Here is a 23,103-nt window from a genome sequence, read left to right as displayed (position 1 = left end):
CTTCACTGCGGACAAGCTCCCAGGTACCAAAAAGCTAGACTTAACCCCACGCCATCTACTGATTGAAGTGAGAGAGATGACTGCCACCACTACAGAGCAGGTAGCCGCCACCGCCGGTGCTACCGGGCGCATCGCCCGGGTAATCGGCCCCGTTGTTGACGTTGAGTTCCCCGCGGACGCCATTCCCGGAATCTACAACGCACTCACCACCGAGGTAACCCTCGCCGGTGTAACCCGCACCATCACCTTTGAGACCGCCCTGCACCTGGGTGACAACCTCATCCGTGCCATCTCCCTGCAGGCCACCGACGGTCTGGTCCGCGGCACCACTGTGGTGGACACCGGCGCTCCGATCTCCGTTCCCGTCGGCGAGGGCGTCAAGGGCCACATCTTCAACGTCCTGGGCCAGCCCCTGGACATTGCAGAGTCCGAGCTCACCACCACTGAGCGTTGGCCCATCCACCGCAAGGCTCCGGCCTTCGCGACGCTTGAGGGCTCCACCGAGATGCTGGAGACCGGCATCAAGGTCATCGACCTTCTGACCCCCTACATCAAGGGTGGAAAGATTGGTCTGTTCGGTGGTGCCGGTGTCGGCAAGACCGTTCTGATCCAGGAAATGATCACCCGTGTTGCCCGCAACTTCGGTGGTACTTCCGTGTTCGCCGGTGTCGGCGAGCGTACCCGTGAGGGCAACGACCTCTGGGTCGAAATGGAAGAGGCCGGCGTTCTGAAGGACACCGCCCTTGTCTTCGGCCAGATGGATGAGCCGCCGGGAACGCGTCTGCGCGTGGCCCTGTCTGCGCTGACCATGGCGGAGTACTTCCGCGATGTGCAGAACCAGGACGTGCTGCTCTTCATCGACAACATCTTCCGCTTCACGCAGGCCGGTTCCGAGGTCTCCACGCTGCTGGGCCGCATGCCCTCCGCCGTGGGCTACCAGCCGAACCTGGCCGACGAGATGGGTCTGCTCCAGGAGCGCATCACCTCCACCAAGGGCCACTCCATCACGTCGATGCAGGCCATCTACGTGCCCGCCGATGACTACACCGACCCGGCTCCGGCAACGACGTTCGCCCACCTGGACGCCACCACCGAGCTCTCCCGTGAAATCGCTTCGCGTGGTCTGTACCCGGCCGTTGATCCGCTGACCTCCACGTCGCGCATCCTCGACCCGCAGTACATCGGCAAGGACCACTACAACACCGCTGTGCGTGTGAAGCAGATCCTGCAGAAGAACAAGGAACTCCAGGACATCATCGCCATCCTCGGTGTCGATGAGCTCTCCGAAGAGGACAAGATTGTGGTCAGCCGTGCGCGCCGCATCCAGCAGTTCCTCTCGCAGAACACCTACACCGCCAAGCAGTTCACCGGCGTTGAGGGCTCCACCGTGTCCATCAAGGACACCGTAGAGGGCTTCACGGCCATCTGCGACGGCGACGTCGACCACATTGCCGAGCAGGCGTTCTTCAACGTCGGTGGCATGGACGATGTTGAGCGCCAGTGGGCCAAGATCCAGGAATCGACCAAGTAAGATGGCGAACCTTGAGGTAGAAATCGTTGCAGCGGACCACGCCGTGTGGTCCGGGGCAGCGAAGATGGTCAAGGCGCGAACCAGCGACGGCGAGATCGGAATCCTGCCCGGACACTCTCCGCTGCTGGCCATCCTGGCCGAAGGTGAATTGGCCATTGAACCGCTGGACGGCGCCCGCATTGCGGTCACCGTCGATGGTGGCTTCTTCTCCGTGGACAGCGACCGCGTGGTGATCGTGGCTGACAATGCTCAGCTCCACGACGGCACCGGTGCAGCCAACGCTGGGGCTCGATAATCCAGCTTTGATGAACGATCCTCAATTTCCGTTCATCGCCCTGGCAGGACTGTTCCTGCTGGTAGTTTTGACACTGTGCCTTTTCGGGGTGCGCCGCCTGCAATTGCGGCGCACCCTGGGCACGGCTGACGCCTCCATTTGCACATCGGGAAACCGGTGGCGGATGGGGGTTTGTCGTTACCAGGCCATGGAGCTGGAGTGGTTTACGCTCCTGTCCCTGGCCCCGCGGCCGCGCTACCGGTTCCGCCGCAGCTCCCTGGAGCTGCTGGGCCGGCGCAAGCCGCACGACGGCGAGATCCCCAAGGTCGCGCCGGACGTCGTCATTGTCTCCCTGCGCCATGAGGGCCAGGAATTCAAGATGGCCATGAAGTTCGACGCCTATGCGGGCCTGTCCTCCTGGTTGGAGGCCGGACCGGTGGTGGGCATCGGCACCTGGCGGTAGCACCGCACCGACGCTTAAACAGAGTGGCCCCGCAGGCATCAGCCTGCGGGGCCACTCTGTTTAAGCGTCGGTATTAGATGACGGTCACGCCGGTGGCCTGCGGTCCCTTGGAGCCCTGGCCGACCTCGAAGGAGACGCGCTGGTTTTCATCCAGGGTCTTGAAGCCGCCGGACTGGATTTCGGAATAGTGGACGAAGACATCGGTGTCTGTGTCATCCGGGGTGATAAAGCCGAAGCCCTTTTCAGCGTTGAACCACTTAACAGTTCCCTGTGCCACTTGTTTCTCCTCATAAATGGAATGTGCAGATCCGCACACCGCGCGCGGATCCCTGGCAACTCCGCGGGAAGAAACTGGGGCACAGCAATGGTCCGTCCCCCAGGAGCTTCACGCTCGCACCACGTCTTGCGAGCATGAAAACCACGTACACAAAGACTGGTCCTAGCATTGCACGGGGCATATGCAAGGTCAACGAATTGGTGCCCAATGGTCATCATTGTTAACGAGTTTTGTTGACGAATTCAACCGGCATTAGTGCGACGTGATGTTACGGATGCCATCGGGTGCCCCGGCGGCAGGTCAGGCCCAGGGCTCGAGCCAGCTGCCGGCGCGCAGCACATGGGTGGTGCGCAGATCGCCGTCGACCACCACGGCGTCGGCCCGCAGGCCGCGGCGCAGGCTGCCCACCTCGTCCGAGAGCCCCAGCACGGCGGCCGGAACGGCGCTGGCGGACAGCACCGCGTCGGCCAGCGGAATGCCGGCGGCCACGGTGCGGCGCACCACGTCGATCAGCACCGCCGTGCCGCCGGCGATGGAGCCGGTGGCATCCAGCGTGGCCACACCGTCCGTGACAGTCACGGGGGAGGGGCCCAGCATGTACTGGCCATCGCGCAGCCCGGCCGCGGCCATGGAGTCAGTCACCAGCAGCACGTTGGCAGCGCCCACCAGGGAGAAGACGGTCAGCACGGTCTGCGGATCGAGGTGGGTGTTGTCGGCGATGAGCTCGACGGCGGCGTTGCCGGCCTGTGCTGCCCGCAGGCAGGCGGCAACCGGGCCCGGTGCGCGGTGGTGCATGGGCGGCATGCCATTGAACAGGTGCGTCACGGTGGGGCGGCCGCTGGTGCCATCGAAGCCCGTGGAGCTGAGGCCCTCGCGGGCCTGGGCCAGCGAGGAGGCGGCCGTGGCGGTGTCGCAGTCGGTGTGGCCCAGTGACGGGGTGACGCCGTGCTCGGTGAGCAGATCCACCAGCGCCGAGGCGCCGGGGAGCTCGGGAGCGTAGGTCATGGTGGTCAACCGGCCGCGGCCGGCCTCGATCAGTTCCGCGGCGAGGTCAAGATCCGGTTCCAGCAGGAAGGCGGGGTTCTGGGCGCCGCAGCGGGCGTGCGAGAGGAAGGGGCCCTCGAGGTGGATGCCGGCAAGCAGCCCCTCGTCCGTGAGATCGGCGTAGAGGGCAACACCCTTGAGAAGGTCCTCGGGGGAGGCGGTGACCATGCTGGCCAGCAGCGTGGTGGTGCCGCTGCGGTGCAGGAAGTCGATGGCCGTACGGGCCGAATCCTCCGCTCCGCCGGGGAAGTCGCCGCCAGCGCCGCCGTGGTTGTGGATGTCCACCAGACCGGGCAGGATCGCGTGGCCCGCGGGAAGCTCTGTGATGTCGGCAGCGTTGATGCCGGCGGTGTCGATGCCTGCATCGGCCAGGCCGCCGGCCTCGCCGGCGTAGAGGATGCGGTCACCCTCGGTGACGAGAACGCCGTCGTCCACCACCAGCCCATCACTGACCAGGGGCCCGCGCAGCAGCTTCATGGTGGCGGGGGTGGGCACGGGGGCGCTGGGGAGAGTCGACGTCATGCGCCAAGTCTAGTCAATCGCCCCCGCGGCGCGGCTAGAACAGGCGGGTCGAACTGTCATCTACGCCGCGCATGGCGTCGTAATCCAGGGTGAGGCATTCGATGCCCCGGTCGGTGGCCAGCACGCGGGCCTGCGGCTTGATCTGCTGGGCGGCAAACACGCCGCGAACCGGGGCCAGCAGCGGGTCCCGGTTGAGCAGTTCCAGGTAGCGGGTGAGCTGTTCGACGCCGTCGATGTCGCCGCGGCGCTTGAGTTCCACGGCCACGGTGGCGCCGTCCGCGTCGCGGGCCAGGAGGTCCACCGGTCCGATGGCGGTGAAGTATTCGCGGCGGATCAGGGTGAAGCCCTCGCCCAGGGTGTGGATCTGCTCGGCCAGCAGGCGCTGCAGATCGGCCTCGACGCCGTCTTTGATCAGGCCCGGGTCCACGCCCAGGTCGTGGCTGCTCTCGTGGAGCTGCTCATAGATGTTCACAATCAGCCGGTCGTCGGTCTTGGTCGACTGTACGATCCACTGCTCGCTGACGCCATCCTCCAGCTCGGTTTCGGCCGGAGTGGTGGTGCGGAAGGTGGCCGGGGGGCTCATCCAGTTCAGCGGCTTGTAGGAGCCGCCGTCGGAATGGACCAGCACCGAGCCGTCGGCCTTGACCAGCAGCAGGCGCACGGCCAGGGGGAGATGGGCTTTGAGTCGGCCGACGTAGTCAACCGAACATTTGGCAATCACTAAACGCACCCGGAGAACTTTACCGTGCCAAGCTGTGCGCCCGGTCCGCGGGGCTGGCCTTGGCGGTGGGCGCGAGGCAGCGGCGGAGGGTGGCAAAATGGTTCCATGCCCCGCTCCAACCGCCCCCGCCGCCGCACCGCAGCCCCAGGGAAGCATGCTGCGCCCGAGGAGTTGGACCTGGACCGCACCCGCCTGGGTGTTCCCACACGGGAATCAGCGCCCGACGGCGAATGGGCCGTGCGGTCCATCACGGCCCGCAATGCGGCCAAGACCTACACCTGCCCCGGCTGCCACCGCGAGGTGCCCCCGGGCATTGCACACCTGGTGGTCTGGGCCGAGGACAACATTTTTGGCGCCGACGCCGGGCTGCGCGAACGCCGCCACTGGCACACCAATTGCTGGCGCACCCGCACCTTCCGCTACAGGTAGGCCGCCGGTAGAGTGGCGCCCACCGGACCGCCCCCGCAGGAGGAACCCCATGACCCAGTACTTGATCTCGGTCGGCCACGACACCGACGATGCCCCCACGATGGCGACCATGGACCCGGCGGTGATCCAACCGATCATTGACGCGGTGGATGCGTTCAACGACAAGCTCCGCGCCGAGGGCGCCTGGGTGTTTGCCGGCGGCCTGGAGCCCATCCAGTCGGCCACCACTGTCGACAACACCGGCGAGGAGCCGGCGGTGACTGCCGGGCCGCATGTACTGCCCAAGGAATATCTGGGCGGTTTCTGGGTCATCGAGGCCGCCGGCATCGACGCCGCCCTGGAGTGGGCCAAGCAGGCCTCGAAGGCGTGTGCCGGCCGTGTGGAAGTCCGCGCCTTCCAGGAAGTGCCCGCCTAAGTCCCGGAACAATAGCGGATCTCCGGGGGATGCAATGAGGAGTGGACGGCAATGAATGCGGCAGTGCTTCTCGAAGGGCCGCGCGGGCGCCGGCTGTGTCTAGAGCTGGCCATGGAGCTGGATCCGCGCATCAGAGCGGCAGTCTTCGGGCTGGCGTACTCCCTTGATCCCGGCGCCGGGACATCCAGAGTCGTCCTGTCCGCCGTCGGCGGTGCCGCTCCCGAGCCACCCGCCGCCCCGCCACCGGAGCAGTTGGCAGCCGCGCTCGCGGCCCTCGAGGCCCCCCACCTCGACGAGGGGCAGATGCTGGCTGCGCTGAAGAGGTCTGTCGACACGGCGAGGTACTGGCAGGAGCCAGAAGGCGAGGACGTGCTTGCCGACCTGCCCAGCATCCGGGCGGCGCTCCACCCGCTGGCGGAGCGGATCATGTCAGCATCCACGATGCAGTGGCTCGCGGAGCCCAGCCAGGAGCGCCAGTGGTCCATTGACTGGCGTCCGGCGGCGGACCCGGCCCCGCTGCCGAAGGATGCGCGGACAACGCTGGCCCGGTGGGCCGACAAGGAACGTGCCGAGGAGGTGCGGGCGGCGCGTCAACGGCCGCGCGATCCGCGGGCCAACTTCTCGGGATCCTGGTGGTCGATCCCGCACGGCGTTCTCCAAAGCGTTGGCCGGATTCCCGCCGGGCTGGGCCTGGTGGAGGATTCTCTGGGGTGGGAGCAGGCCACCACGATTCCGGTCCGCGGGGCGGGGAGGATCTTCGAGATCCGTACGGCCGACGACTGGACGTTCCTGTGCCGCACCTATCCGTTGGAGGTCACAGCATCCCGGCGGCACGACTGGTTCCGCGCCACCGGACGTGACGGCCGCTGGGTGGTGCCGGATTGGGATCGGGTGGCGGGTGAGTGGGACGCCGCGCACCTCACAGGTCTGGGCTACCTCGGCTGTGCGGCCCGTGCACTCCCCGTGGACGCGGACACGGCATCGATCATCGCCGGGTGGAACCCGGACACCACCATCTGGTTCACGGATGCCGCACGCGAAGGGGGCGGCCCACGGCAGGGGTGGCACCGACCGCCCACGGAGGACAGCTGGATCCTCGAGTCCTAGCAGGGCCGCACGGCCCGGAGCGCTGGGGCTGGGACGGTGCCCTGCGATGTTGGCCTTACGCTTAATGGCATGGCTTTCGACCCCGCAGAGTATGTCTTCAGCACCCCCGCCCAGCCCGAGGCCATCCGTGCCGCCACAGTGCTGCCGGCGCACCGGGAGAACATCGAGCTGGTGACGGCCGACGGACTGACGCTCGTCGGCGAACTGGCCCTGCCGGCGTCGGGCCCCATCCGCGCCACGCTGATCACCCTGCACCCGCTGCCCACGCACGGCGGCTTCATGGACTCGCATGTGTTCCGCAAGGCCTCCTACCGCCTGCCCGCGCTGGCCGGCATTGCCGTGCTGCGCTTCAACACCCGGGGCACCTCCTCCCCGCGCGGCACCAGCGACGGGGCCTTCGCCGAGGGCATCGGCGAGCGGGCCGATGTGCTGGCGGCGGTGGAGTACGCCGTCGCCCGGGGCCTGCCGAACCGATGGCTGGTGGGCTGGTCCTTCGGCACCGAGCTGGTGCTGAAGTACGGCGCCCAGGCGCCGGTGGCGGGCGCCGTCGAGGGCGCCGTTCTGCTCAGCCCGCCGCTGCACCGGGCCACGGATGAGGACCTCGCCCGCTGGGGTGCCAGCGGCAAGCCGATGAGCGTGCTGGTCCCGGAATTCGACGACTATCTGCAGCCGGTGGCCGCCGCGCACCGTTTTGCCCTCGTGCCCCAGGCCAAGGTGGTGGGCGTCGACGGCGCCAAGCACCTGTGGGTGGGGGAGAAGTACGCCAGCCGCGCCCTGTCGGAGATCACCGCCACGGTGCTGGGCACCGCCGTCGAGCCCCTCGCGGCCGAATGGGCCGGCCCCGTCGCCGCCGCGCAGTAGGTTCCCCGCCCACCAAAAACTGAGGCGCAGCAACTGCATGAAATCCGTGGATTTCGTGCAGTTGCTGCGCCTCAGTTTTCGTTGGGGGCAATACCGCTAGTGCTTGTCCTGGCGGGAGATGAAGACTTCCTTGATCAGCAGCATGGCGGCGGCCGCCGTCGGAATGGCGATCAGTGCGCCCAGCACACCCAGCAGGCTTCCACCGGCGATCACGGAGATGACGGCCATGGCACCGGGCACTGCCACGGCCTTTTGCATGATGCGCGGGGAGACGAAGTAGGCCTCGAACTGCAGGTAGGCGAAGTAGAGGATCGCGTAGAGAACGGCGGTCTGCCAGCCGGCGGTGAGGCTGACGGCGATCACCAGCACGGCGGCGATCATGCCGCCCACCAGCGGGATGAAGGCCAGCAGGGCGACGACGAACGCCAGCAGCACGCTGAAGGGGATGTGCAGGATGGACATGATGATGAATGCGTAGGTTGCATTCAGCACGGCCACGCAGACCTGGCCGATCACGTAGTTGCCCACCGACTGGGTGATCTCCTCGCTGAGCGCCTCCACCCGGTGGCGGCGCGAGCGCGGGGCCAGGCGGTAGCTCCAGCTCTTGATGGCCGGCAGCGAGGAGAGGAAGTACAGGCTGAGGACCAGCACGATCAGCGTGCCGAAGAGGCCGTTGGCGATGGTGGTGCTGACGCCGATGACGCCGCCGAAGATGCCGCCCACGGCCTGCGTGTTGGCGAAGAACTTGGCCACTTCCTCGTTGATCCGCTCGATCACGTGATACTGGTTGTCGAGATTCTTAAAGAAATCGGAGTTGAGGAAGTCGCTGATCCACACCGGCGCCTTCTCCACCAGCTGCGTGGTCTGCTCCACCAGGGTGGGAATGAGAGTGGCGAAGAAGGCGGCCACCAGGCTCAGCAGGGCCAGCAGGACCAGCAGGATGCCCGCGGGGCGCGGCACCTTGCGCCGTTCCAGCCACCGCACCACGGGATCCAGCCCCAGTGCGATGAACAGGGCTGCGACAATCCACAGCAGCAGCTGGGTGGTGTTGGAGATCATGGCAAAGAGGAACAGGGCCAGTCCCACGCCCACGGTGCCCATGAAGCCCAGGTAGATGGGGTTCGCGATGGCAGGCATCCCGCTTCGGGGCGCGGCGGCGGCACCGGCCTCCGCGGCCTCGGGCTCGTCCGCTTCGGGCGGGAAGGAGAACCGCACCCGGGGCTGGGCCCCGGGGATGGGGCGGCGCAGGCCGGCCATCAGCTTGTGCACGATCCCGTCCTTCGCGTGGGTGGCCGGGCCCGGCCCCAACGTGTCCGGAACCTGCTCCTGCCGTTGCTCCTTCGGCGTCTCGGAAAGGGGGGATTCGTTGTTTTCGCTCACGTGGGTCCGTTGCTTTCACGTTAATGTTTGGAGGTGCCGAGCCCATGCCCGGCTGGGAGTCAAAGCCACACTACCAGCGCACTGAGTGAGCAATGCCTCACTCAGTGGTGGCTCCGCGTCGCGCCGTATGGCGCCACGCCGCGCGGGGCCGGGGATGCGGCGCCGTCGTGCGGGTGGCGCTTTCATGGGGCCCGCAGGGTTTCACGGGGCATTAAAGGCGGCTAAAACTCCGCCGAAAATGAGTGGCCGGTTACGCTTAAGTGAGCTTCAAGGTATTTTTCCGCCGAAGATAGGTGTGTTTTGTGCGTTCGAAAATAGCGATTGGACTGGCAATTCTTGGCTTGCTGCTGCTTGCCTTGGGGATTGGGCAGCGCACGATCTGGCTGCCCTCGGACACGGTGACTGCCACGCTGGCAGCCCCCACGCAAAGTGCACCCCTGACGGTGGTGGACCCTGCCCTGCTGAACTCCCACGGCGGCAACCTCACGCTGAGCATCAAGGCCGATGGGCCCATTGAACTTGCCGTGGGCCGCCCGGCCGACGTCGCCGGCTGGGTTGGCTCCGCAGCGCACCTGAACGTGACGGGTGCCAACGCGGACTTCACCTCCCTGGAGACGAAGCACTCCGACGGCGACGCCACTGTGCCCAGCCCGGTGGGCTCGGACCTGTGGGTGAGCCAGCGCAGCGGCACCGGGACCATGGACTACCAGTGGACCCCGCCGGCCGATGGCGACTGGGCCATCCTGCTCTCCTCCGGCGGCACTGCACCGGCCCCCACGGACATCTCCGTGACGGCGCCGAATGACACGAGCACTCCGTGGGCCGTGCCGCTCATGGTGCTGGGCGCCATTGCCCTGGCCGTTGCAGCGCTGGTGTTCCTTATCAAGCCCAAGCAGCGACGCCGCGCCGCCGGCCCGCGCCGTGCCGCCGGTGCCGAAGCCGCAGCGACGATCACCAATGCCACGGGCGCCCGGCCCGTCTCCGATTCCCGGGCCGGCTCCAGCACTGCCGCTGGCGCGAAGGACTCCGGCCCCCGTGCGGCGGATGCCAGTGTCGCGTGGCCCGTCGCCGGGACGCAGTCCATCCCCGTGCCATCCGATGCCGCCGGTTCCGGCGAGCCCGCTGCGGGCGCCGCCACTTCCGCCGATGCACCGGCTGCGCAGGCCATCGATGCGGCGTCGATTGCCGCGGCGTCCAAGGATGCCTCGCCCACCGACGGCAAGAAGGACACCGAGGACGACACGAAGGACGGCAGGCCCAAGGGCCCCGGCTCCACGGCCACGTCGACCGGCAAGAACACAGACAAGAACCCTGGCAAGAACACAAACAAGGCGCCTGGGACGTCTACGGACAACTCCACCGGCAAGCCGGGCGAGAAGGGCAAGGACAAGCGCATGACGCCGTTCTCCCGCAGCGCCCGCTGGGGTGCCGCCATTGCCACAGTGCTGGTGGCCGGATCCCTGGCTCCGGCCCAGGCCGATGACACCACCTCGCCCGCGCCGTCCGCCTCGCCGTCGGCCTCGGCGTCGTCCACTGCCGCGGCCACCAGCGCCTACCCGGCCCTGGTGGAAAACCAGTTCACCCGCATCCTCAATGACGTCGCCACCGTCGTCGCCACGGGCGACAACGCCAAGGACGCCAATGAGCTGGCCAGCCGCGTAGGAGGCTCGGCCCTGGAGATCCGGGCGGCCAACTACAAGATCCGCTCGCAGGTCTCCAGCTACGCTGCCGCGCTGCCCGTGGCCAGCTCCAAGCTGCTCTCGCGCGTGGTGACGAACTCCACCACCTGGCCGCGCACCATCATCGCCGTCACCCAGGGCGAGGGCAATGACGTGCCGCAGGTTCTGACCATGGTCCAGAGCACCGCGCGCGAAAACTACAAGCTGGTGGAATCCACCCCGCTGCTTCCCGGACAGACCTTCCCGACGCCGGCCAAGGAGGGCTCCGAGCAGCTGCCCGCCGACGCCGCCAGTGCACTGCTGATGAGCCCGAACGAGGCCCTGGCCGGCCTCAGCGACAGGCTGACCAAGGGTGACAGCGCGTGGAAGGACAAGTTCAACGACAGCGTCTACATCACCGACACCGAGACCTACCAGGCGCAGTTTGCCGAGAAGGCCAAGGACGCCAGCTACGCGTTCTCGCACAATCTTGTGGCCGACACGACGCGGGTGCTCCGCACGGCCGACGGCGGTGCCATGGTGGTGGCCAACTACCGTTTCCAGGTGGATGCCACGGCCAACCCCGAGGCAAAGCTGACCATTGCCGACGAGGCAGCGGTGTTTGCTGGTGGCAAGGAAACCACCACGGGCTATGTTCTGGCCTTCGGCGAACCGGTGGTGCTCTACATCCCGCCGGCCTCCGCCGGTGGAAAGATGACGCTGCTCTCCGCTACCCGCGAACTGGTGGATGCCAAGTTCAAGTAGCCCCCACCTGCCCAGATAGAGTGAATCCATGACCCAGCCTCCCGTGAACCCCGCCGTTGCCGCCAGCCTGAACCTCCGTGGTGCGGTGGATCTGTCAGCCCTGAAGAACACCCGGCCCGCCCCGGCGGCCACCGCCGCCGGGAACGGCGCCGATGGGGCGGGAGGCCAGTCGTACTCCGTGGACGTCACCGAGGCAAACTTCCAGGACCTGGTGCAGCTTTCCGCCCAGGTGCCGGTGGTGGTGTCGCTGGGGGCCGCCTGGTCCGCCCAGTCCGCCAATGTCCTTGCCGTGCTGGAATCCTTGGTGGCGGGATACGCTGGCAGGCTGCTGCTGGGCCGTGTGGACGCCGAGGTGAGCCCGCAGATTGCCCAGGCCTTTGGCGCGACAGCGGTCCCCACCATCGTGGCGCTGGTCAAGGGCCAGCCGGTGCCGCTCTTCGAGGGTGAGCTGCCGCACGACCAGATTGAGCGCTACCTTTCGGAGCTGGTGAAGGTGGCCGCGGCCAACGGCGTCGACGGCGCCCTGGGGGCAAACCGGGACGGCGCGGATGCCGCCGAGCCCGAGCCGCTGCCGCCGCTGCACCAGGCGGCCTTCGACGCGATCGAGGCGGGGGATCTGGCGGCCGCCGAGGCTGCCTACACCAAGGCCCTGGCCGAGATGCCGACTGACGGCGATGCCAAGATCGGCCTCGCCCAGGTGCACCTGATGCAGCGCACAGCGGTGTTGAACACCGAGCAGGCCGATGTCCTGCGGCGCCGGGCGGCCGACGCACCCGAGGACCTCGAGGCCCAGCTTGCCGTCGCGGACCTGGATGTCACGGGGGGCCACATCGAGGATGCCTTCGCCCGGATCGTGGGCTTCATCAAGAACAACTTCGGTGCCGAGCGCGAGAGTGCACGGGTCCGCCTGCTGGAACTGTTCGACGTCGTCGGCGTCTCGGACCCGCGCGTGGCCGCGGCCCGCCAGGCCCTGGCCCGGGCCCTCTTCTAGGCCCCGGACCATGGAGCAGACGGCGCGGCCCAGGATCAACCCATGAGCGCACCACTGCTCTTTTCACCCCTGCCGCTGCGCGGGCTCGAACTGGCCCACCGGGCCTGGGTGTCGCCCATGTGCCAGTACTCCTGCGACCCCGTCCTCGCTCCGGGTGTGCCCACCGCGTGGCACCTGGTGCATCTGGGGCAGTTCGCGGCCGGGGGAGCGGCGCTGGTCTTCACCGAGGCCACGGCCGTCAACGCCGCCGGGCGGATCAGCCCGCGGGACACCGGGATCTACAACGATGCCCAGGAATCCGCTTGGCGCGGCATCACCGATTTCATCCACACCCATTCCGAGGTGGGGGCAAAGGTGGGCATCCAGCTGGCCCATGCCGGGCGGAAGGCCTCGACCTGGTGGCCCTTTTCGGGCCAGTCCGGCAGCGTTCCCCCGGCGGACCATGGCTGGGCGACGGTGGGTGCCACGGCCGAGCCTTTCGATTCCTTTGCCGCGCCCCGCGCGATGACGGAGGCCGGCATTGCCACGGTGGTGGCCGATTTCGGTGCCGCGGCGGCGCGTGCGGTCCGTGCCGGCTTCGACATCGTGGAGATCCATGCGGCCCACGGCTACTTGCTGCACCAATTCCTCTCACCTCTGGTGAACACCCGCAGCGATGGCTGGGGCGGCAGCGAGTCCGGCCGGTTCCGGCTGGCGTTGGCCGTCATCGATGCCGTGCGGGCCAACGTCCCCGCGGTCATGCCCGTGTTCCTGCGCATCTCCGCCACGGACTGGAGCGACGGCGGCCTGGACGGGGCCAGTTCCGTGCGGCTGGCCCGGGCGGCCTCGGCGCGCGGCGTGGACCTCATCGACGTCTCCAGCGGCGGTGCCATCCCCGGGGCCAGGATCCCCGTGGGCCCGGGCTACCAGACCTCCTTTGCCGAGCAGATCCGCCGGGAGGCCGGTGTGCCCACGGCCGCCGTCGGACTGATCAGCTCCCCGGAACAGGCCGAGCACATTGTGGCCAGCGGCCAGGCCGACGCCGTGTTCCTGGCCCGGGAGCTGCTGCGCCACCCGCATTGGTGGCTCGACGCCGCACAGGTGCTGGGAGCGGACGTGCCCTGGGCTCCGCAATACCAGCGCGCGGCCCGCCGGCCAGGGTAGCGTGCCACCCAGTGCGGCCCAGCCGCCCGCCCCAGCCCAGCCGTTGGAGGCGGAGATCGCCGCCCTCCTGCGCTCTGCCGGCTGTGTCTTCGCCGAGGACGAGGCCCGGCTCCTCATCGACGCCGCCTCCACGCGCGCCCAGCTGGATGCCCTGGCGGCCCGCCGTGTTGCGGGGGAGCCGCTGGAGCAGATCCTGGGCTGGGCGCAGTTTGCCGGGCTGCGCATCTCCCTGGCCCCCGGCGTCTTTGTACCCAGGCTCCGCACCGAGTTTCTGGTGGAACAGGCCCTAGTGCTGCTGGCGGACGACGGCGGCGCCCACAGATCCGCCGGTGTGGCCCCGACGCGGCCCGTGGTGGTGCTGGACCTGTGCTGCGGCTCCGGCGCCCTGGGTGCCGCCGTCGCGACGGCCCTCGCCGCCACCGGGCAGCGGTCCGAGCTGTACGCCGTCGACATCCACCCTGCGGCGGTGGCCTGCGCCCGCGCCAATCTGGTTGCGGTAGATGGCCAGGTGTTCCAGGGCGATCTGTACGATGCGCTGCCGGCCCACCTCCGCGGCCGGGTGGACGTGCTGCTCGCCAACGCACCCTATGTCCCCACGGGGGAGATCCGGTTTATGCCGCCCGAGGCACGGCTGCACGAACCGCTGGTGACGCTGGACGGCGGTGCCGACGGCCTGGACATCCAGCGCCGCGTCGCCGCCGGTGCCCTGCAGTGGCTCGCACCGGGCGGACACCTCTTGGTGGAGACCAGCGCCCGCCAGGCGCCGGAGACGATGGCGCTGCTGGCCGGCGCCGGGCTGCTGGCCCGGGTGGCCACGTGCAGCGGCAAAGATGCGACGGTGGTCGTCGGCGCGGCTCCCTGAGCGCGGCGGAAATCATCCTTTGGGATGGGTAGGGCCCGCAAACCCGGCTGTTAGCGTGGCAGCATGAGTGATTCCACACACCCGCACACCCCACCCGTTGGCGCTCCGGCGCTGGCCATTCGAGGCCTGGTCAAGCGGTTCGGGGACAAGACCGCCGTCAACGGCATCAACCTCGACGTCCCCGCCGGGTCCTTCTTTGGACTCGTGGGCCCCAACGGGGCCGGAAAGACCACCTCGCTGTCCATGGCCACGGGGCTGCTGCGCCCCGACGCCGGAGACGCCTGGGTGCACGGCACGAGCGTGTGGGGCCAGCCGCTGGAGGCGAAGAAGCTGATGGGCATCCTGCCCGACGGCGTGCGGCTGTTTGACAGGCTCACCGGCGAGCAGTTGGTCACCTATGCGGGCCTGCTGCGCGGCATGGACGCTGACACCGTCCACGAGCGGACCAAGGATCTGCTGGCGGCGCTGGACCTGGCCAAGGACGCCGGGACGCTGGTGGTGGACTACTCCGCCGGCATGACCAAGAAGATCGCCCTGGCCTCGGCCCTGATCCATGCGCCCAAGGTGCTGGTGCTCGATGAGCCCTTTGAATCGGTGGACCCGGTGTCTGCGGCCAACATCCGCGACATCCTCACCGACTACGTGGGATCCGGCGGCACCGTGATTGTCTCCAGCCACGTAATGGACCTTGTCCAGCGCATGTGCGACCACGTGGCGGTCATTGCCGGTGGCAATGTGCTGGCCGCCGGCACCGTGGACGAGGTCCGCGGCTCCGAGTCCCTGGAAGACAGGTTTGTCCAGCTGGTGGGCGGCCGCAACACGAGTACGGGGCTGGCATGGTTGCGCACCTCCTAAGGCTCAAACTCGATCTGCTGCGCAACTCCCTCAAACGCAGCACCATGGCCGTGGTGGGGCTCGTGATCGGCGGCCTCTACGGGCTGGGCATGCTGGTGCTGGTCCTGGTGGGGCTGGTCCTGCTGGGCAGTGCAGACCTGGAGATCGCCTCCACCGTCATCGTGCTCGCCGGCTCCGCCGTCATCCTGGGCTGGCTGGTGATCCCCGTGTTGGCCGCCGGCGTGGACATGACGCTGGATCCGGCGCGCTTCACCACCTTTGCCATCCCCATGCGCACGCTGCTGACCGGGCTGGCTCTCTCCGGGCTGATCGGCATCCCCGGGGCGATCACTGCCCTGGCCGCCCTGGGCACCGTCGGCACCTGGTGGCGCCACCCGCTGGCGGCGGTTGCCGCCGTCGTGTGCGCCGCCCTGGCCGTGATGACCTGCATCGTGGCCTCCCGGGCCATGACGGCTGCGAGCTCCAATCTGGCCGCCTCGCGCCGGTTCAAGGATGTCAGCGGCCTGGTCCTGCTCATTCCGTTAATGCTGCTGGGGCCGATCATCGCCGGCACCTCGGACGTCCTGCGGAACTTTGCCGAGGTGCTGCCCGCGCTGGCCCGGACACTGTCCTGGACCCCCTTGGGTGCGGCATGGTCGGTGCCGGCCGATCTGGCCGGCGGCCACTATGGCGCCGCAGGGCTCAAGTTCCTCATTGCCGTGGGCACCCTGGCCGGGCTGCTCTGGCTGTGGAAGATCTTCCTGGCCCGCGCCCTCGTCACCCCGGCGCACAGCGGCGGTGCCCGCAAGACGGCCGGAAACATCGGCTTCTTCCGGTGGTTCCCGGCCACCCCCACGGGCGCCGTCGCCGCGCGGTCTTTGACGTACTGGTTCCGCGATCCGCGCTATGCGGCCGGGCTGGTCATCAGCCCCCTGCTGCCGCTGGTCTTTGTCCTGGTCGGCGTGCAGAGCGGGTCGATGTTCATGCTGCTCTTTGCCGGCGCCATCGCCACCTATTTGATGTGCTGGTTCATCTCCACCGACATCTCCTATGACAACACCGCCTTCGCCCTCCACGTGGCCACGGGCGTCAGCGGGGCCGCCGACAGGATGGGGCGGGCGCTGGCCTGCGCCGTCATTGCCGTGCCGCTGGGAATCGTCTACACGGTGGTGGGCGCGGCCCTGAACGATGCGTGGGCCTATCTGCCCGGCACGCTGGGGCTGACCCTGGCACTGGTGGGTGCCTCGCTGGGACTGGCCAGCGTGTTCTCCGCCCGCTTCACATACAACGTGCCGGCACCGGGGGAGAGCCCGCTCAAGTCCAAGCCCGGCAACAGCTTCTCCAGTGTGCTGGTCCAGATGGCTGGCGTCACAGGAGTGGCTGTCATGGTGCTGCCGGTGGCGGTATTGAGTATCGTGGGGGTATTGGCGCAGCAGGCACATTTGAGCTGGATCGCGCTGGCCGTAGCACTGGTGCTTGGAACCCTCTTCCTGGTGCTCGGCATCCGTTGGGGCGGGAGGATCTACGACAAGCGGGCCCCGGAACTTCTGCTGGCTGTGTCCAAAGACAGTTAAGATTCCCGAAGTTATAGGACATGGGATATCTTCGAATAGAGCATGCCCATTGTGCCGCCGGCACCGCGGGCGCAGCCCCCTGCGGGCAGCGCCGGGCGCAAACACGTGTCCTGCATTTGAAAGGTAGTGGTCCATGGAGGTTGTCATCCTCCCCAGCAGCAAAGAAATCGGCGCTCTCGCCGCGGACGCCATCGAGGCCCTGGTGCGGCGCAAGCCCAACGCCGTCCTCGGTCTTGCCACGGGATCGTCGCCGCTGCCCATCTACGATGAGCTGGCCCGCCGCCACGATGAAGACGGCCTGAGCTTCACCGAGGCCCATGGCTTTGCCCTGGATGAATACGTCGGCCTTCCGCTGGGACACTACGAGTCCTACCGCGAAGTGATCCGCCGCGAGTTCACCAACCGTGTGGACATCAAGCCGGAGAACGTCCACGGACCCGACGGCACCGCCACGGACATCCTGGCCGCCTGCGCGTCCTACGAGGCAGCCATCAAGGCCGCCGGCGGCGTGGACCTGCAGATCCTGGGCGTCGGCACCGACGGCCACATCGGCTTCAACGAGCCCGGCTCCTCGCTGGCCTCGCGCACGCGCATCAAGACGCTGCTGGAGCAGACCCGCCAGGACAACGCACGCTTCTTCTCCAGCATCAACGACGTCCCGCACCACGTGGTGACCCAGGGCCTGGGCACCATCATGGATGCCCGCCACGTGGTCCTGGTGGCCACGGGCATTGGCAAGGCCGCCGCCGTGCGCGACTTCGTCGAGGGCCCGGTGGCGGCCATCTGTGCCGCCTCAGTGCTGCAGCTGCACCCGCACGCCACTATCCTGGTGGACGAGGCCGCAGCGAGCGAGCTGAAGCTGGCCGACTACTACCGCCACACCTACGCCAACAAGCCGGACTGGCAGGGCATCTAGACGCAAGTGTGGGCGGTTTCACCGCCCGCAGCCGACGACGGCGTGTGCCCCGGGAAACCGGGGGACACGCCGTCGTTCTTTGCCGCCAAAACCCCCGCCGGCACGGCCCAAGGGGGCCCGCTGCGGCGGGTCACGGGGGCGGCGCGCCGGTGGGGGTGGCATAGAATGGGGAGCATGAGCATGCCAGCAGACCCTTTCGACAATGATCCGATGCGGGCCCCTGGAGGCCCGGGTGGATCCACCGCCACCATCGAGCGCGAGGAGCTGGCCCAGGAGGTCGAGCCCGGCGACCGTGAGCGGTTTTCGCACTATGTGCGCAAGGAAAAGATCATGGAATCCGCCCTCACCGGCGAGCCCGTGATTGCCCTCTGCGGCAAGGTCTGGACCCCCGGCCGCGACCCGCAGAAGTTCCCCGTCTGCCCCGATTGCAAGGCAATCTACGATGGGCTGCGCCCCGGCGGCGATGACTCGGGTTCCAAGAAGTAAGTGACTGCACCCACCGAGACACTGTTCGGCTCTCCCTCGCTTCCCCCCGCGTACCCGGAACGCGCCGCCTGGGGCACCGCCCCCAAGCTGCGTGCCTGGCAGGCGGCGGCGATGGAGAAATACTTCGCAGGCAATCCCCAGGACTTTCTGGCCGTGGCCACGCCCGGCGCCGGAAAGACCACCTTCGCCCTGCGGATCGCCACCGAGCTCATTGAGCGGGGGCAGGTCAGCCGCGTCACCATCGTCACGCCCACCGACCACCTCAAGCGCCAGTGGGCCGATGCCGCCGCGCGCGTGGGCATTGCCATCGACCCCAATTTCAAGAACGCGGACGGCAAGCACGGCCGTGCCTTCCGGGGTGTCGCCGTCACGTACGCCCAGGTGGCCAGCAAGCCCATGCTGCACCGCGCCAAGACCGAGGCCGAGCGCACGCTGGTGATCATGGATGAGATCCACCACGGCGGCGACGCGCTGTCCTGGGGTGATGGCATCCGCGAGGCCTTTGAACCGGCCACCCGCCGCCTGGCGCTGACCGGTACGCCGTTCCGCTCCGATACGGCGGCCATTCCGTTTGTGGACTATGTCGAGGACCACGAGGGCATCCGCCGCTCCAAGGCGGACTACACCTACGGCTACGGCGAGGCCCTGAAGGACCACGTGGTGCGTCCGGTGATGTTCATGGCCTACTCCGGCCAGATGCGCTGGCGCACCAGTGCCGGCGAGGAAATGGCTGCCACCTTGGGCGCCCCCGTCACCAAGGACATCACCTCCCAGGCCTGGCGCACGGCGCTGAACCCGGCCGGCGAGTGGATTCCCGCGGTGCTGGCCGCCGCGGACAAGCGCCTCACCGAGGTGCGCCGCGCCGTGCCCGACGCCGGTGCCCTGGTCATTGCCACGGACCACGAGGATGCGCGCGCCTACGCCGGGCAGCTGAAGAAGATCACGGGGCAGTCGCCCACGGTGATCCTCTCCGACGACGCCAAGGCCTCCAACAAGATCGAGGAATTCTCCGCCGGCGACCAGCGCTGGATGGTGGCGGTGCGCATGGTGTCCGAAGGCGTGGACGTGCCGCGGCTGGCCGTCGGCGTCTATGCGACCTCCACTGCCACGCCGCTGTTCTTCGCCCAGGCCGTGGGCCGCTTTGTGCGAGCCCGCAAGCGCGGCGAGACGGCATCCGTCTTCCTGCCGTCGGTGCCCAACCTGATGGGGCTGGCCAACCAGCTCGAACTGGAGCGAGACCACGCCCTGGACCGCCCCAAGCACGACGAGGACGGCTTCGCCACCGAGGACGCCGAGATGCTGGAGGCAAACCGCGAGGAGAAGGCCTCCGACACCCTGGAGAAGTTCAAATTCGAGGCCCTGGAATCCCAGGCGTCCTTCGACAGGGTGCTCTTTGACGGCGGCGAGTTCGGCACCGGCGGCGAGGTGGGCAGCGAGGACGAACAGGACTTCCTGGGCATTCCGGGCCTGCTGGACGCCGAACAGGTGGGCGTGCTGCTGCGCCAGCGCCAGGCGGACCAGGTGTCCCGCCGCAAGCGCCGCAATGCCGCCGCCGCCGAGCCGGAGCCCGCGGCACCCGCCGTGGTGGACCACCGCATGCTCACCGATCTGCGCAGCGAGCTGGCCAAGAACGTCTCCGCCTGGAGCGCCCGCAGCGGCATGCCCCACGGCGTCGTGCACAGCGAGCTGCGCCGCCTTTCCGGCGGCCCCGCCGTCGCGCAGGCCAACGAGGCACAGCTGCAGGTGCGGCTGAAGAAGCTCCAGGACTGGTTCCTGGGCAAGAAGTAGCCACCAAACACGTTGAGGCGTGAGGTGGTGCCCTTTAGAGAGGTTCTAAAGGGCATTACCTCACGCCTCAACGGCGTCTAAGCGGCCTTCTAGGCGACGTCGACGCCGGCGTCGGCCATCTCCTCGAGGGCCTCCTCGCTGGCGTCCCCATCCACACCCACCACGAAGTCCTTCAGAACCGTGGTGTTGTAGCCGGCCTGGATGGCGTCCAGGGCCGTGGCCTTCACGCAGTGGTCGGTGGCGATGCCCACAATGACAACCTCGTCGACGTCGTTCTCGCGCAGCCAGTCGTCCAGCGACACGGCATCGGCGTCCAGGGCGGGGTCCGCATCCTCATTGGCCTCGCGCTCGCCCACGCGGACCTCGTCCTCCGGGGCCAGCAGGGCGTCAAAGCCCGAGTATCCCTCGTCGAACATCCCCTTGCGGAAGAAGGCGTCGATGTTTTCCTGGTCCAGGTCCCTGTGCAGGGCCGCTCCCCGGGAGCTGGCCACACAGTGCTCGGGCCAGCTCTTCACGAAGTCCGGAGTCTCGGAGAAATGGCTGCCGGGCTCGACATGCCAGTCCTGGGTGGCGACAACGAAATCGAAGTCCGGCGTGGAATCGATCAGCTCGCTGATCTCCCCGGCGAGGGCCGCGCCTCCCTCCACGGCCAGCGAGCCGCCCTCGCAGAAATCGTTCTGCACGTCCACAATGATCAGTGCCTTGGCCATGATGTTCCTTCGCTTTCCAAACTGCCTAATGCCGTGTTGCTGATGGAGATGCTGAGTGCTGAGTGCGTTGCTATTGGGCTGCGGCGGCGCCCGCGGGGGCGTCGGCGGCCGTGTACTCGTATTCGGTGGGGATCACGGGCTCGCCGCGCTGCAGGCGCCTGGCCGCGCCGGGAAGCTCCGCCATGGAGGCGCGGTGCCGTTCCGTGGCCCGGGCCACGCCCTCGGCACCTGTCCAGCCCGGGGCCAGCACGCCGTCGACCATGAACGTCTCGACCAGGGCGCGGTCGTTGCCGTCGTCCAGCGGGCGGGAGCCGACGCCCACGATCTCAGCCGTGGCAATGCCGCGGGCATCCTTGCGGCGCATCGCATACTTGTGCCCGCCCACGGAGGCCTTGTTCTTGGCGGCCTTGGCCACGGAGACGTAGTTGCCGTCGTCGTCCTGGCGGCTGACCAGCTTGTAGACCATGCTGGCCGTCGGGGCCCCGGACCCCGTCACCAGCGAGGTGCCCACGCCGTAGGAATCCACCGGGGCCGAGGCAAGGGCGGCGATGGCGTATTCATCCAGATCGGAGGTGACGGTGATGCGCGTGTGCGTGTTGCCCAGCGAGTCCAGCAGGGTGCGGACCTCGCGGGCCTGGGCCACCAGGTCCCCGGAATCGAGCCGGACGCCGCCCAGTCCGGGGCCGGCCAGCTCGACGGCGGTGCGGACGGCCGTCTCGACGTCGTACGTGTCCACCAGCAGCGTGGTGTCCACGCCCAGGGACTCCAGCTGGGCCGCAAAGGCCTCGCGCTCGGTGTCGTGGAGCAGCGTGAAGGAATGGGCGGCGGTGCCTAGGGTGCGGATGCCATAGCGCAGCCCGGCCTCCAGATTGGAGGTGCTCATGAAGCCGGCGATGACGGCGGCGCGGGAAGCCGCGACGGCGGATTCCTCCTGCGTACGCCGCGACCCCATCTCGATGCAGGGGCGCCCGCCGGCGGCGCCGATCATGCGGGAGGCGGCCGAGGCGATGGCGGAATCGTGGTTGAGCACCGAGAGCACGTAGGTCTCCAGGATGCAGGCCTCGGCAAAGGTTGATTCGATGGTCAGGATGGGGGAGTTGGGGAAGTAGATTTCCCCCTCCGCGTAGCCGGTGACGGTGCCGGAGAACTTGAAGTCCGCCAGCCAGGCCAGGGTCTCCTCGTTGACCACCTTGTGCGCGGCGAGATAGTCCAGCTCGGTCTGGCCGAAGCGGAACTCCGACAGGCCCTCAAGGAGGCGCCCGGTGCCGGCGACGACGCCGTAGCGACGGCCGTCCGGCAGCCGCCGGGCAAAGGCCTCGAACACGCTGCGCCGGTGGGCTGCGCCCGAGTGCAGGGCGGCCTGGAGCATGGTCAGCTCGTAGTGGTCCGTGAAAAGGGAAGTGCGGGGTGGGACCCAACCAGGTGCAGTAGTCACGAAAATTACTCTAATGCGCGCCGCACTAGAATGGACACATGAGTGTCAGCACAGCCCCGGAAACTGCGCGGGGCACCGAAACCATGGAGCTGACTGCTCCCGACATCCCCTGGGTGCTGATCGTTTGGAACGATCCGGTCAACCTGATGAGCTACGTCAGCTACGTCTTTGAAAGCTACTTCGGCTATTCCCCGGCCAAGGCCGCGGAACTGATGCTGCAGGTCCACACCGAGGGCAAATCCGCCGTCGCCCACGGCTCCAAGGAAAAGATGGAAGCCCACGCGGTGGCCATGCACGGCTTCGGCCTGTGGGCCACAGTACAGAAGGACGGCAAGAGTGGCTAAGGCCTTCACCTCCACCCGCAAGGGCATCACCGCGCATCTTGAGACGGGCGAGCGGGACCTGCTGCGCAAGCTCTTTGCCGACATCATCGACATGCTGGAACCGGAAACCCCCGCCCACACGGATCCGCTGGCCGCCCTGATCGGGCTGGACATGGACGTGCAGGCCCCGCGGGATCCGGCCCTGCTGCGGCTGCTGCCGAATGTGGTCCGGGACGACGACGCCGCCGCGCTGGAATTCCGCCAGCTCACCGAGCGCTCGCTGCGCGAGACTAAGATCGGCGCCCTGCGCGCAGCATCGCTGGCCTTGGAATCGGAAAAGGTGGTGCTGGACGCCGATGCCGCCAGGCTGTTTGCCATGGCGTTGAACGATGTCCGGCTGGTGCTGGCCGAACGTCTGGAAATCCGCGATGAGGAGGATGCCGACCGCATCCACCAAGTCCAGGACTGGTCCAAGGCCGAGGATGTGGATTCCTATCTGGCGCTCGTCTACAACTTTGTCTCCTGGCTCCAGGAAGGCCTGGTCCAGGCCATGCTCTCGGGAGTCCGGGCGTCGAACTAGCTGCCCCGGGTGGT

General features: G+C 68.0%; 24 protein-coding genes. 18 read left to right on the top strand and 6 right to left on the bottom strand.

Annotation, left to right across the window (positions count from 1 at the left end):
- Window positions 1–76: 76 nt before the first annotated feature.
- From atpD to K254_RS0110880, 3 genes are read left to right on the top strand one after another with little or no spacing between them, the layout of a single operon-like run.
- The gene (atpD, locus tag K254_RS0110890; RefSeq protein WP_026555387.1) at window positions 77–1,531 is read left to right on the top strand and encodes a F0F1 ATP synthase subunit beta; all 1,455 of its coding nucleotides are present in this window, start codon (window positions 77–79) and stop codon (window positions 1,529–1,531) included.
- Window position 1,532: 1 nt separating this feature from the next.
- The gene (locus K254_RS0110885) at window positions 1,533–1,826 is read left to right on the top strand and encodes a F0F1 ATP synthase subunit epsilon (protein ID WP_026555386.1); all 294 of its coding nucleotides are present in this window, start codon (window positions 1,533–1,535) and stop codon (window positions 1,824–1,826) included.
- A gap of 10 nt (window positions 1,827–1,836) precedes the next feature.
- Window positions 1,837–2,268: a DUF2550 domain-containing protein gene (locus K254_RS0110880; protein WP_026555385.1), complete on the top strand. Its 432-nt coding sequence runs from the start codon at window positions 1,837–1,839 to the stop codon at window positions 2,266–2,268.
- Window positions 2,269–2,341: 73 nt separating this feature from the next.
- On the opposite strand, the gene K254_RS0110875 is transcribed toward K254_RS0110880, so the two are convergent.
- The 3 genes from K254_RS0110875 to nucS all read right to left on the bottom strand — a co-directional run bounded on the left by K254_RS0110875 (window position 2,342) and on the right by nucS (window position 4,841).
- Entirely contained in the window at window positions 2,342–2,545 is a 204-nt protein-coding gene (locus tag K254_RS0110875) for a cold-shock protein (protein ID WP_026555384.1), read from the bottom strand.
- Window positions 2,546–2,845: 300 nt separating this feature from the next.
- Window positions 2,846–4,111 (bottom strand): N-acetylglucosamine-6-phosphate deacetylase, encoded by a 1,266-nt coding sequence (locus K254_RS0110870; protein WP_026555383.1) that lies wholly within the window; start codon window positions 4,109–4,111, stop codon window positions 2,846–2,848.
- 34 nt (window positions 4,112–4,145) lie between these two features.
- Window positions 4,146–4,841, bottom strand: coding sequence for an endonuclease NucS (gene nucS / locus K254_RS0110865; protein WP_026555382.1), 696 nt, complete (start codon window positions 4,839–4,841; stop codon window positions 4,146–4,148).
- Window positions 4,842–4,937: 96 nt separating this feature from the next.
- On the opposite strand from nucS, the gene K254_RS0110860 reads away from it, so the two are divergent.
- From K254_RS0110860 to K254_RS0110845, 4 genes are all read left to right on the top strand, one after another.
- The gene (locus K254_RS0110860) at window positions 4,938–5,261 is read left to right on the top strand and encodes a hypothetical protein (RefSeq protein ID WP_026555381.1); all 324 of its coding nucleotides are present in this window, start codon (window positions 4,938–4,940) and stop codon (window positions 5,259–5,261) included.
- A 49-nt stretch (window positions 5,262–5,310) separates the two neighbouring features.
- Window positions 5,311–5,676 carry a YciI family protein gene (locus K254_RS0110855; RefSeq protein WP_026555380.1) on the top strand — a complete coding sequence of 122 codons (366 nt, stop codon included), beginning with the start codon at window positions 5,311–5,313 and terminating at the stop codon, window positions 5,674–5,676.
- A 51-nt stretch (window positions 5,677–5,727) separates the two neighbouring features.
- Window positions 5,728–6,783 (top strand): hypothetical protein, encoded by a 1,056-nt coding sequence (locus K254_RS0110850; protein WP_026555379.1) that lies wholly within the window; start codon window positions 5,728–5,730, stop codon window positions 6,781–6,783.
- 69 nt (window positions 6,784–6,852) lie between these two features.
- Complete coding sequence (locus K254_RS0110845) at window positions 6,853–7,644, top strand: alpha/beta hydrolase (protein ID WP_026555378.1); 792 nt, start codon at window positions 6,853–6,855, stop codon at window positions 7,642–7,644.
- A 96-nt stretch (window positions 7,645–7,740) separates the two neighbouring features.
- Here the strand turns inward: K254_RS0110845 and K254_RS0110840 are convergent, their stop codons facing one another.
- Window positions 7,741–9,024, bottom strand: coding sequence for an AI-2E family transporter (locus K254_RS0110840; RefSeq protein WP_026555377.1), 1,284 nt, complete (start codon window positions 9,022–9,024; stop codon window positions 7,741–7,743).
- 302 nt (window positions 9,025–9,326) lie between these two features.
- Here K254_RS0110840 and K254_RS0110835 point away from each other — a divergent pair, with 302 nt between their 5' ends.
- From K254_RS0110835 to K254_RS0110795, 9 genes are all read left to right on the top strand, one after another.
- Window positions 9,327–11,447 carry a hypothetical protein gene (locus K254_RS0110835; RefSeq protein ID WP_026555376.1) on the top strand — a complete coding sequence of 707 codons (2,121 nt, stop codon included), beginning with the start codon at window positions 9,327–9,329 and terminating at the stop codon, window positions 11,445–11,447.
- A 28-nt stretch (window positions 11,448–11,475) separates the two neighbouring features.
- On the top strand, window positions 11,476–12,438 hold the full coding sequence (locus tag K254_RS0110830; protein WP_026555375.1) for a tetratricopeptide repeat protein: 963 nt from the start codon (window positions 11,476–11,478) through the stop codon (window positions 12,436–12,438).
- A gap of 42 nt (window positions 12,439–12,480) precedes the next feature.
- Complete coding sequence (locus K254_RS0110825) at window positions 12,481–13,581, top strand: NADH:flavin oxidoreductase/NADH oxidase (RefSeq protein WP_026555374.1); 1,101 nt, start codon at window positions 12,481–12,483, stop codon at window positions 13,579–13,581.
- A 1-nt stretch (window position 13,582) separates the two neighbouring features.
- Window positions 13,583–14,443, top strand: coding sequence for a putative protein N(5)-glutamine methyltransferase (locus K254_RS0110820; RefSeq protein ID WP_196810909.1), 861 nt, complete (start codon window positions 13,583–13,585; stop codon window positions 14,441–14,443).
- Window positions 14,444–14,506: 63 nt separating this feature from the next.
- Complete coding sequence (locus K254_RS0110815; protein WP_026555372.1) at window positions 14,507–15,298, top strand: ABC transporter ATP-binding protein; 792 nt, start codon at window positions 14,507–14,509, stop codon at window positions 15,296–15,298.
- On the top strand, window positions 15,280–16,851 hold the full coding sequence (locus K254_RS0110810) for a hypothetical protein (protein WP_026555371.1): 1,572 nt from the start codon (window positions 15,280–15,282) through the stop codon (window positions 16,849–16,851). The genes K254_RS0110815 and K254_RS0110810 overlap by 19 nt, the downstream gene beginning before the upstream one ends.
- A gap of 133 nt (window positions 16,852–16,984) precedes the next feature.
- On the top strand, window positions 16,985–17,767 hold the full coding sequence (gene nagB / locus K254_RS0110805) for a glucosamine-6-phosphate deaminase (protein ID WP_026555370.1): 783 nt from the start codon (window positions 16,985–16,987) through the stop codon (window positions 17,765–17,767).
- A gap of 174 nt (window positions 17,768–17,941) precedes the next feature.
- Window positions 17,942–18,253 carry a DUF3039 domain-containing protein gene (locus K254_RS0110800; protein ID WP_081710013.1) on the top strand — a complete coding sequence of 104 codons (312 nt, stop codon included), beginning with the start codon at window positions 17,942–17,944 and terminating at the stop codon, window positions 18,251–18,253.
- A complete protein-coding gene (locus K254_RS0110795; protein WP_026555368.1) occupies window positions 18,254–20,041 on the top strand; it encodes a DEAD/DEAH box helicase in 1,788 nt (595 codons plus the stop codon). It begins immediately after the preceding gene.
- 89 nt (window positions 20,042–20,130) lie between these two features.
- On the opposite strand, the gene K254_RS0110790 is transcribed toward K254_RS0110795, so the two are convergent.
- Both K254_RS0110790 and K254_RS22850 read right to left on the bottom strand, forming a co-directional pair.
- The gene (locus tag K254_RS0110790) at window positions 20,131–20,751 is read right to left on the bottom strand and encodes an isochorismatase family protein (RefSeq protein WP_026555367.1); all 621 of its coding nucleotides are present in this window, start codon (window positions 20,749–20,751) and stop codon (window positions 20,131–20,133) included.
- 70 nt (window positions 20,752–20,821) lie between these two features.
- Window positions 20,822–22,186 carry a nicotinate phosphoribosyltransferase gene (locus tag K254_RS22850; protein ID WP_051389058.1) on the bottom strand — a complete coding sequence of 455 codons (1,365 nt, stop codon included), beginning with the start codon at window positions 22,184–22,186 and terminating at the stop codon, window positions 20,822–20,824.
- A gap of 38 nt (window positions 22,187–22,224) precedes the next feature.
- Here K254_RS22850 and clpS point away from each other — a divergent pair, with 38 nt between their 5' ends.
- Both clpS and K254_RS0110775 read left to right on the top strand, forming a co-directional pair.
- Window positions 22,225–22,530 carry an ATP-dependent Clp protease adapter ClpS gene (clpS, locus tag K254_RS0110780; RefSeq protein ID WP_026555366.1) on the top strand — a complete coding sequence of 102 codons (306 nt, stop codon included), beginning with the start codon at window positions 22,225–22,227 and terminating at the stop codon, window positions 22,528–22,530.
- Complete coding sequence (locus tag K254_RS0110775; RefSeq protein ID WP_026555365.1) at window positions 22,523–23,089, top strand: DUF2017 domain-containing protein; 567 nt, start codon at window positions 22,523–22,525, stop codon at window positions 23,087–23,089. Before clpS ends, K254_RS0110775 begins: the two co-directional genes overlap by 8 nt.
- Window positions 23,090–23,103 lie beyond the last annotated feature (14 nt).

The organism is Arthrobacter sp. 35W, assembly GCF_000482545.1.
GTDB lineage: Bacteria > Actinomycetota > Actinomycetes > Actinomycetales > Micrococcaceae > Specibacter.
This window is presented reverse-complemented; position numbering and strand designations above follow the sequence as displayed.

What these genes read in the sequence shown, in the direction of transcription:
- nagB (WP_026555370.1), top strand. Translation starts at nt 16,985, where the DNA reads ATGGAGGTTGTCATCCTCCCCAGCAGCAAAGAAATCGGCGCTCTCGCC.
- K254_RS0110860 (WP_026555381.1), top strand. Translation starts at nt 4,938, where the DNA reads ATGCCCCGCTCCAACCGCCCCCGCCGCCGCACCGCAGCCCCAGGGAAG.
- K254_RS0110855 (WP_026555380.1), top strand. Translation starts at nt 5,311, where the DNA reads ATGACCCAGTACTTGATCTCGGTCGGCCACGACACCGACGATGCCCCC.
- K254_RS0110815 (WP_026555372.1), top strand. Translation starts at nt 14,507, where the DNA reads ATGAGTGATTCCACACACCCGCACACCCCACCCGTTGGCGCTCCGGCG.
- K254_RS0110850 (WP_026555379.1), top strand. Translation starts at nt 5,728, where the DNA reads ATGAATGCGGCAGTGCTTCTCGAAGGGCCGCGCGGGCGCCGGCTGTGT.
- K254_RS0110825 (WP_026555374.1), top strand. Translation starts at nt 12,481, where the DNA reads ATGAGCGCACCACTGCTCTTTTCACCCCTGCCGCTGCGCGGGCTCGAA.
- K254_RS0110800 (WP_081710013.1), top strand. Translation starts at nt 17,942, where the DNA reads ATGAGCATGCCAGCAGACCCTTTCGACAATGATCCGATGCGGGCCCCT.
- K254_RS0110845 (WP_026555378.1), top strand. Translation starts at nt 6,853, where the DNA reads ATGGCTTTCGACCCCGCAGAGTATGTCTTCAGCACCCCCGCCCAGCCC.
- K254_RS0110790 (WP_026555367.1), bottom strand. Translation starts at nt 20,751, where the DNA reads ATGGCCAAGGCACTGATCATTGTGGACGTGCAGAACGATTTCTGCGAG.
- K254_RS0110810 (WP_026555371.1), top strand. Translation starts at nt 15,280, where the DNA reads ATGGTTGCGCACCTCCTAAGGCTCAAACTCGATCTGCTGCGCAACTCC.
- K254_RS0110885 (WP_026555386.1), top strand. Translation starts at nt 1,533, where the DNA reads ATGGCGAACCTTGAGGTAGAAATCGTTGCAGCGGACCACGCCGTGTGG.
- K254_RS0110870 (WP_026555383.1), bottom strand. Translation starts at nt 4,111, where the DNA reads ATGACGTCGACTCTCCCCAGCGCCCCCGTGCCCACCCCCGCCACCATG.
- K254_RS0110830 (WP_026555375.1), top strand. Translation starts at nt 11,476, where the DNA reads ATGACCCAGCCTCCCGTGAACCCCGCCGTTGCCGCCAGCCTGAACCTC.
- clpS (WP_026555366.1), top strand. Translation starts at nt 22,225, where the DNA reads ATGAGTGTCAGCACAGCCCCGGAAACTGCGCGGGGCACCGAAACCATG.
- K254_RS0110880 (WP_026555385.1), top strand. Translation starts at nt 1,837, where the DNA reads ATGAACGATCCTCAATTTCCGTTCATCGCCCTGGCAGGACTGTTCCTG.
- atpD (WP_026555387.1), top strand. Translation starts at nt 77, where the DNA reads ATGACTGCCACCACTACAGAGCAGGTAGCCGCCACCGCCGGTGCTACC.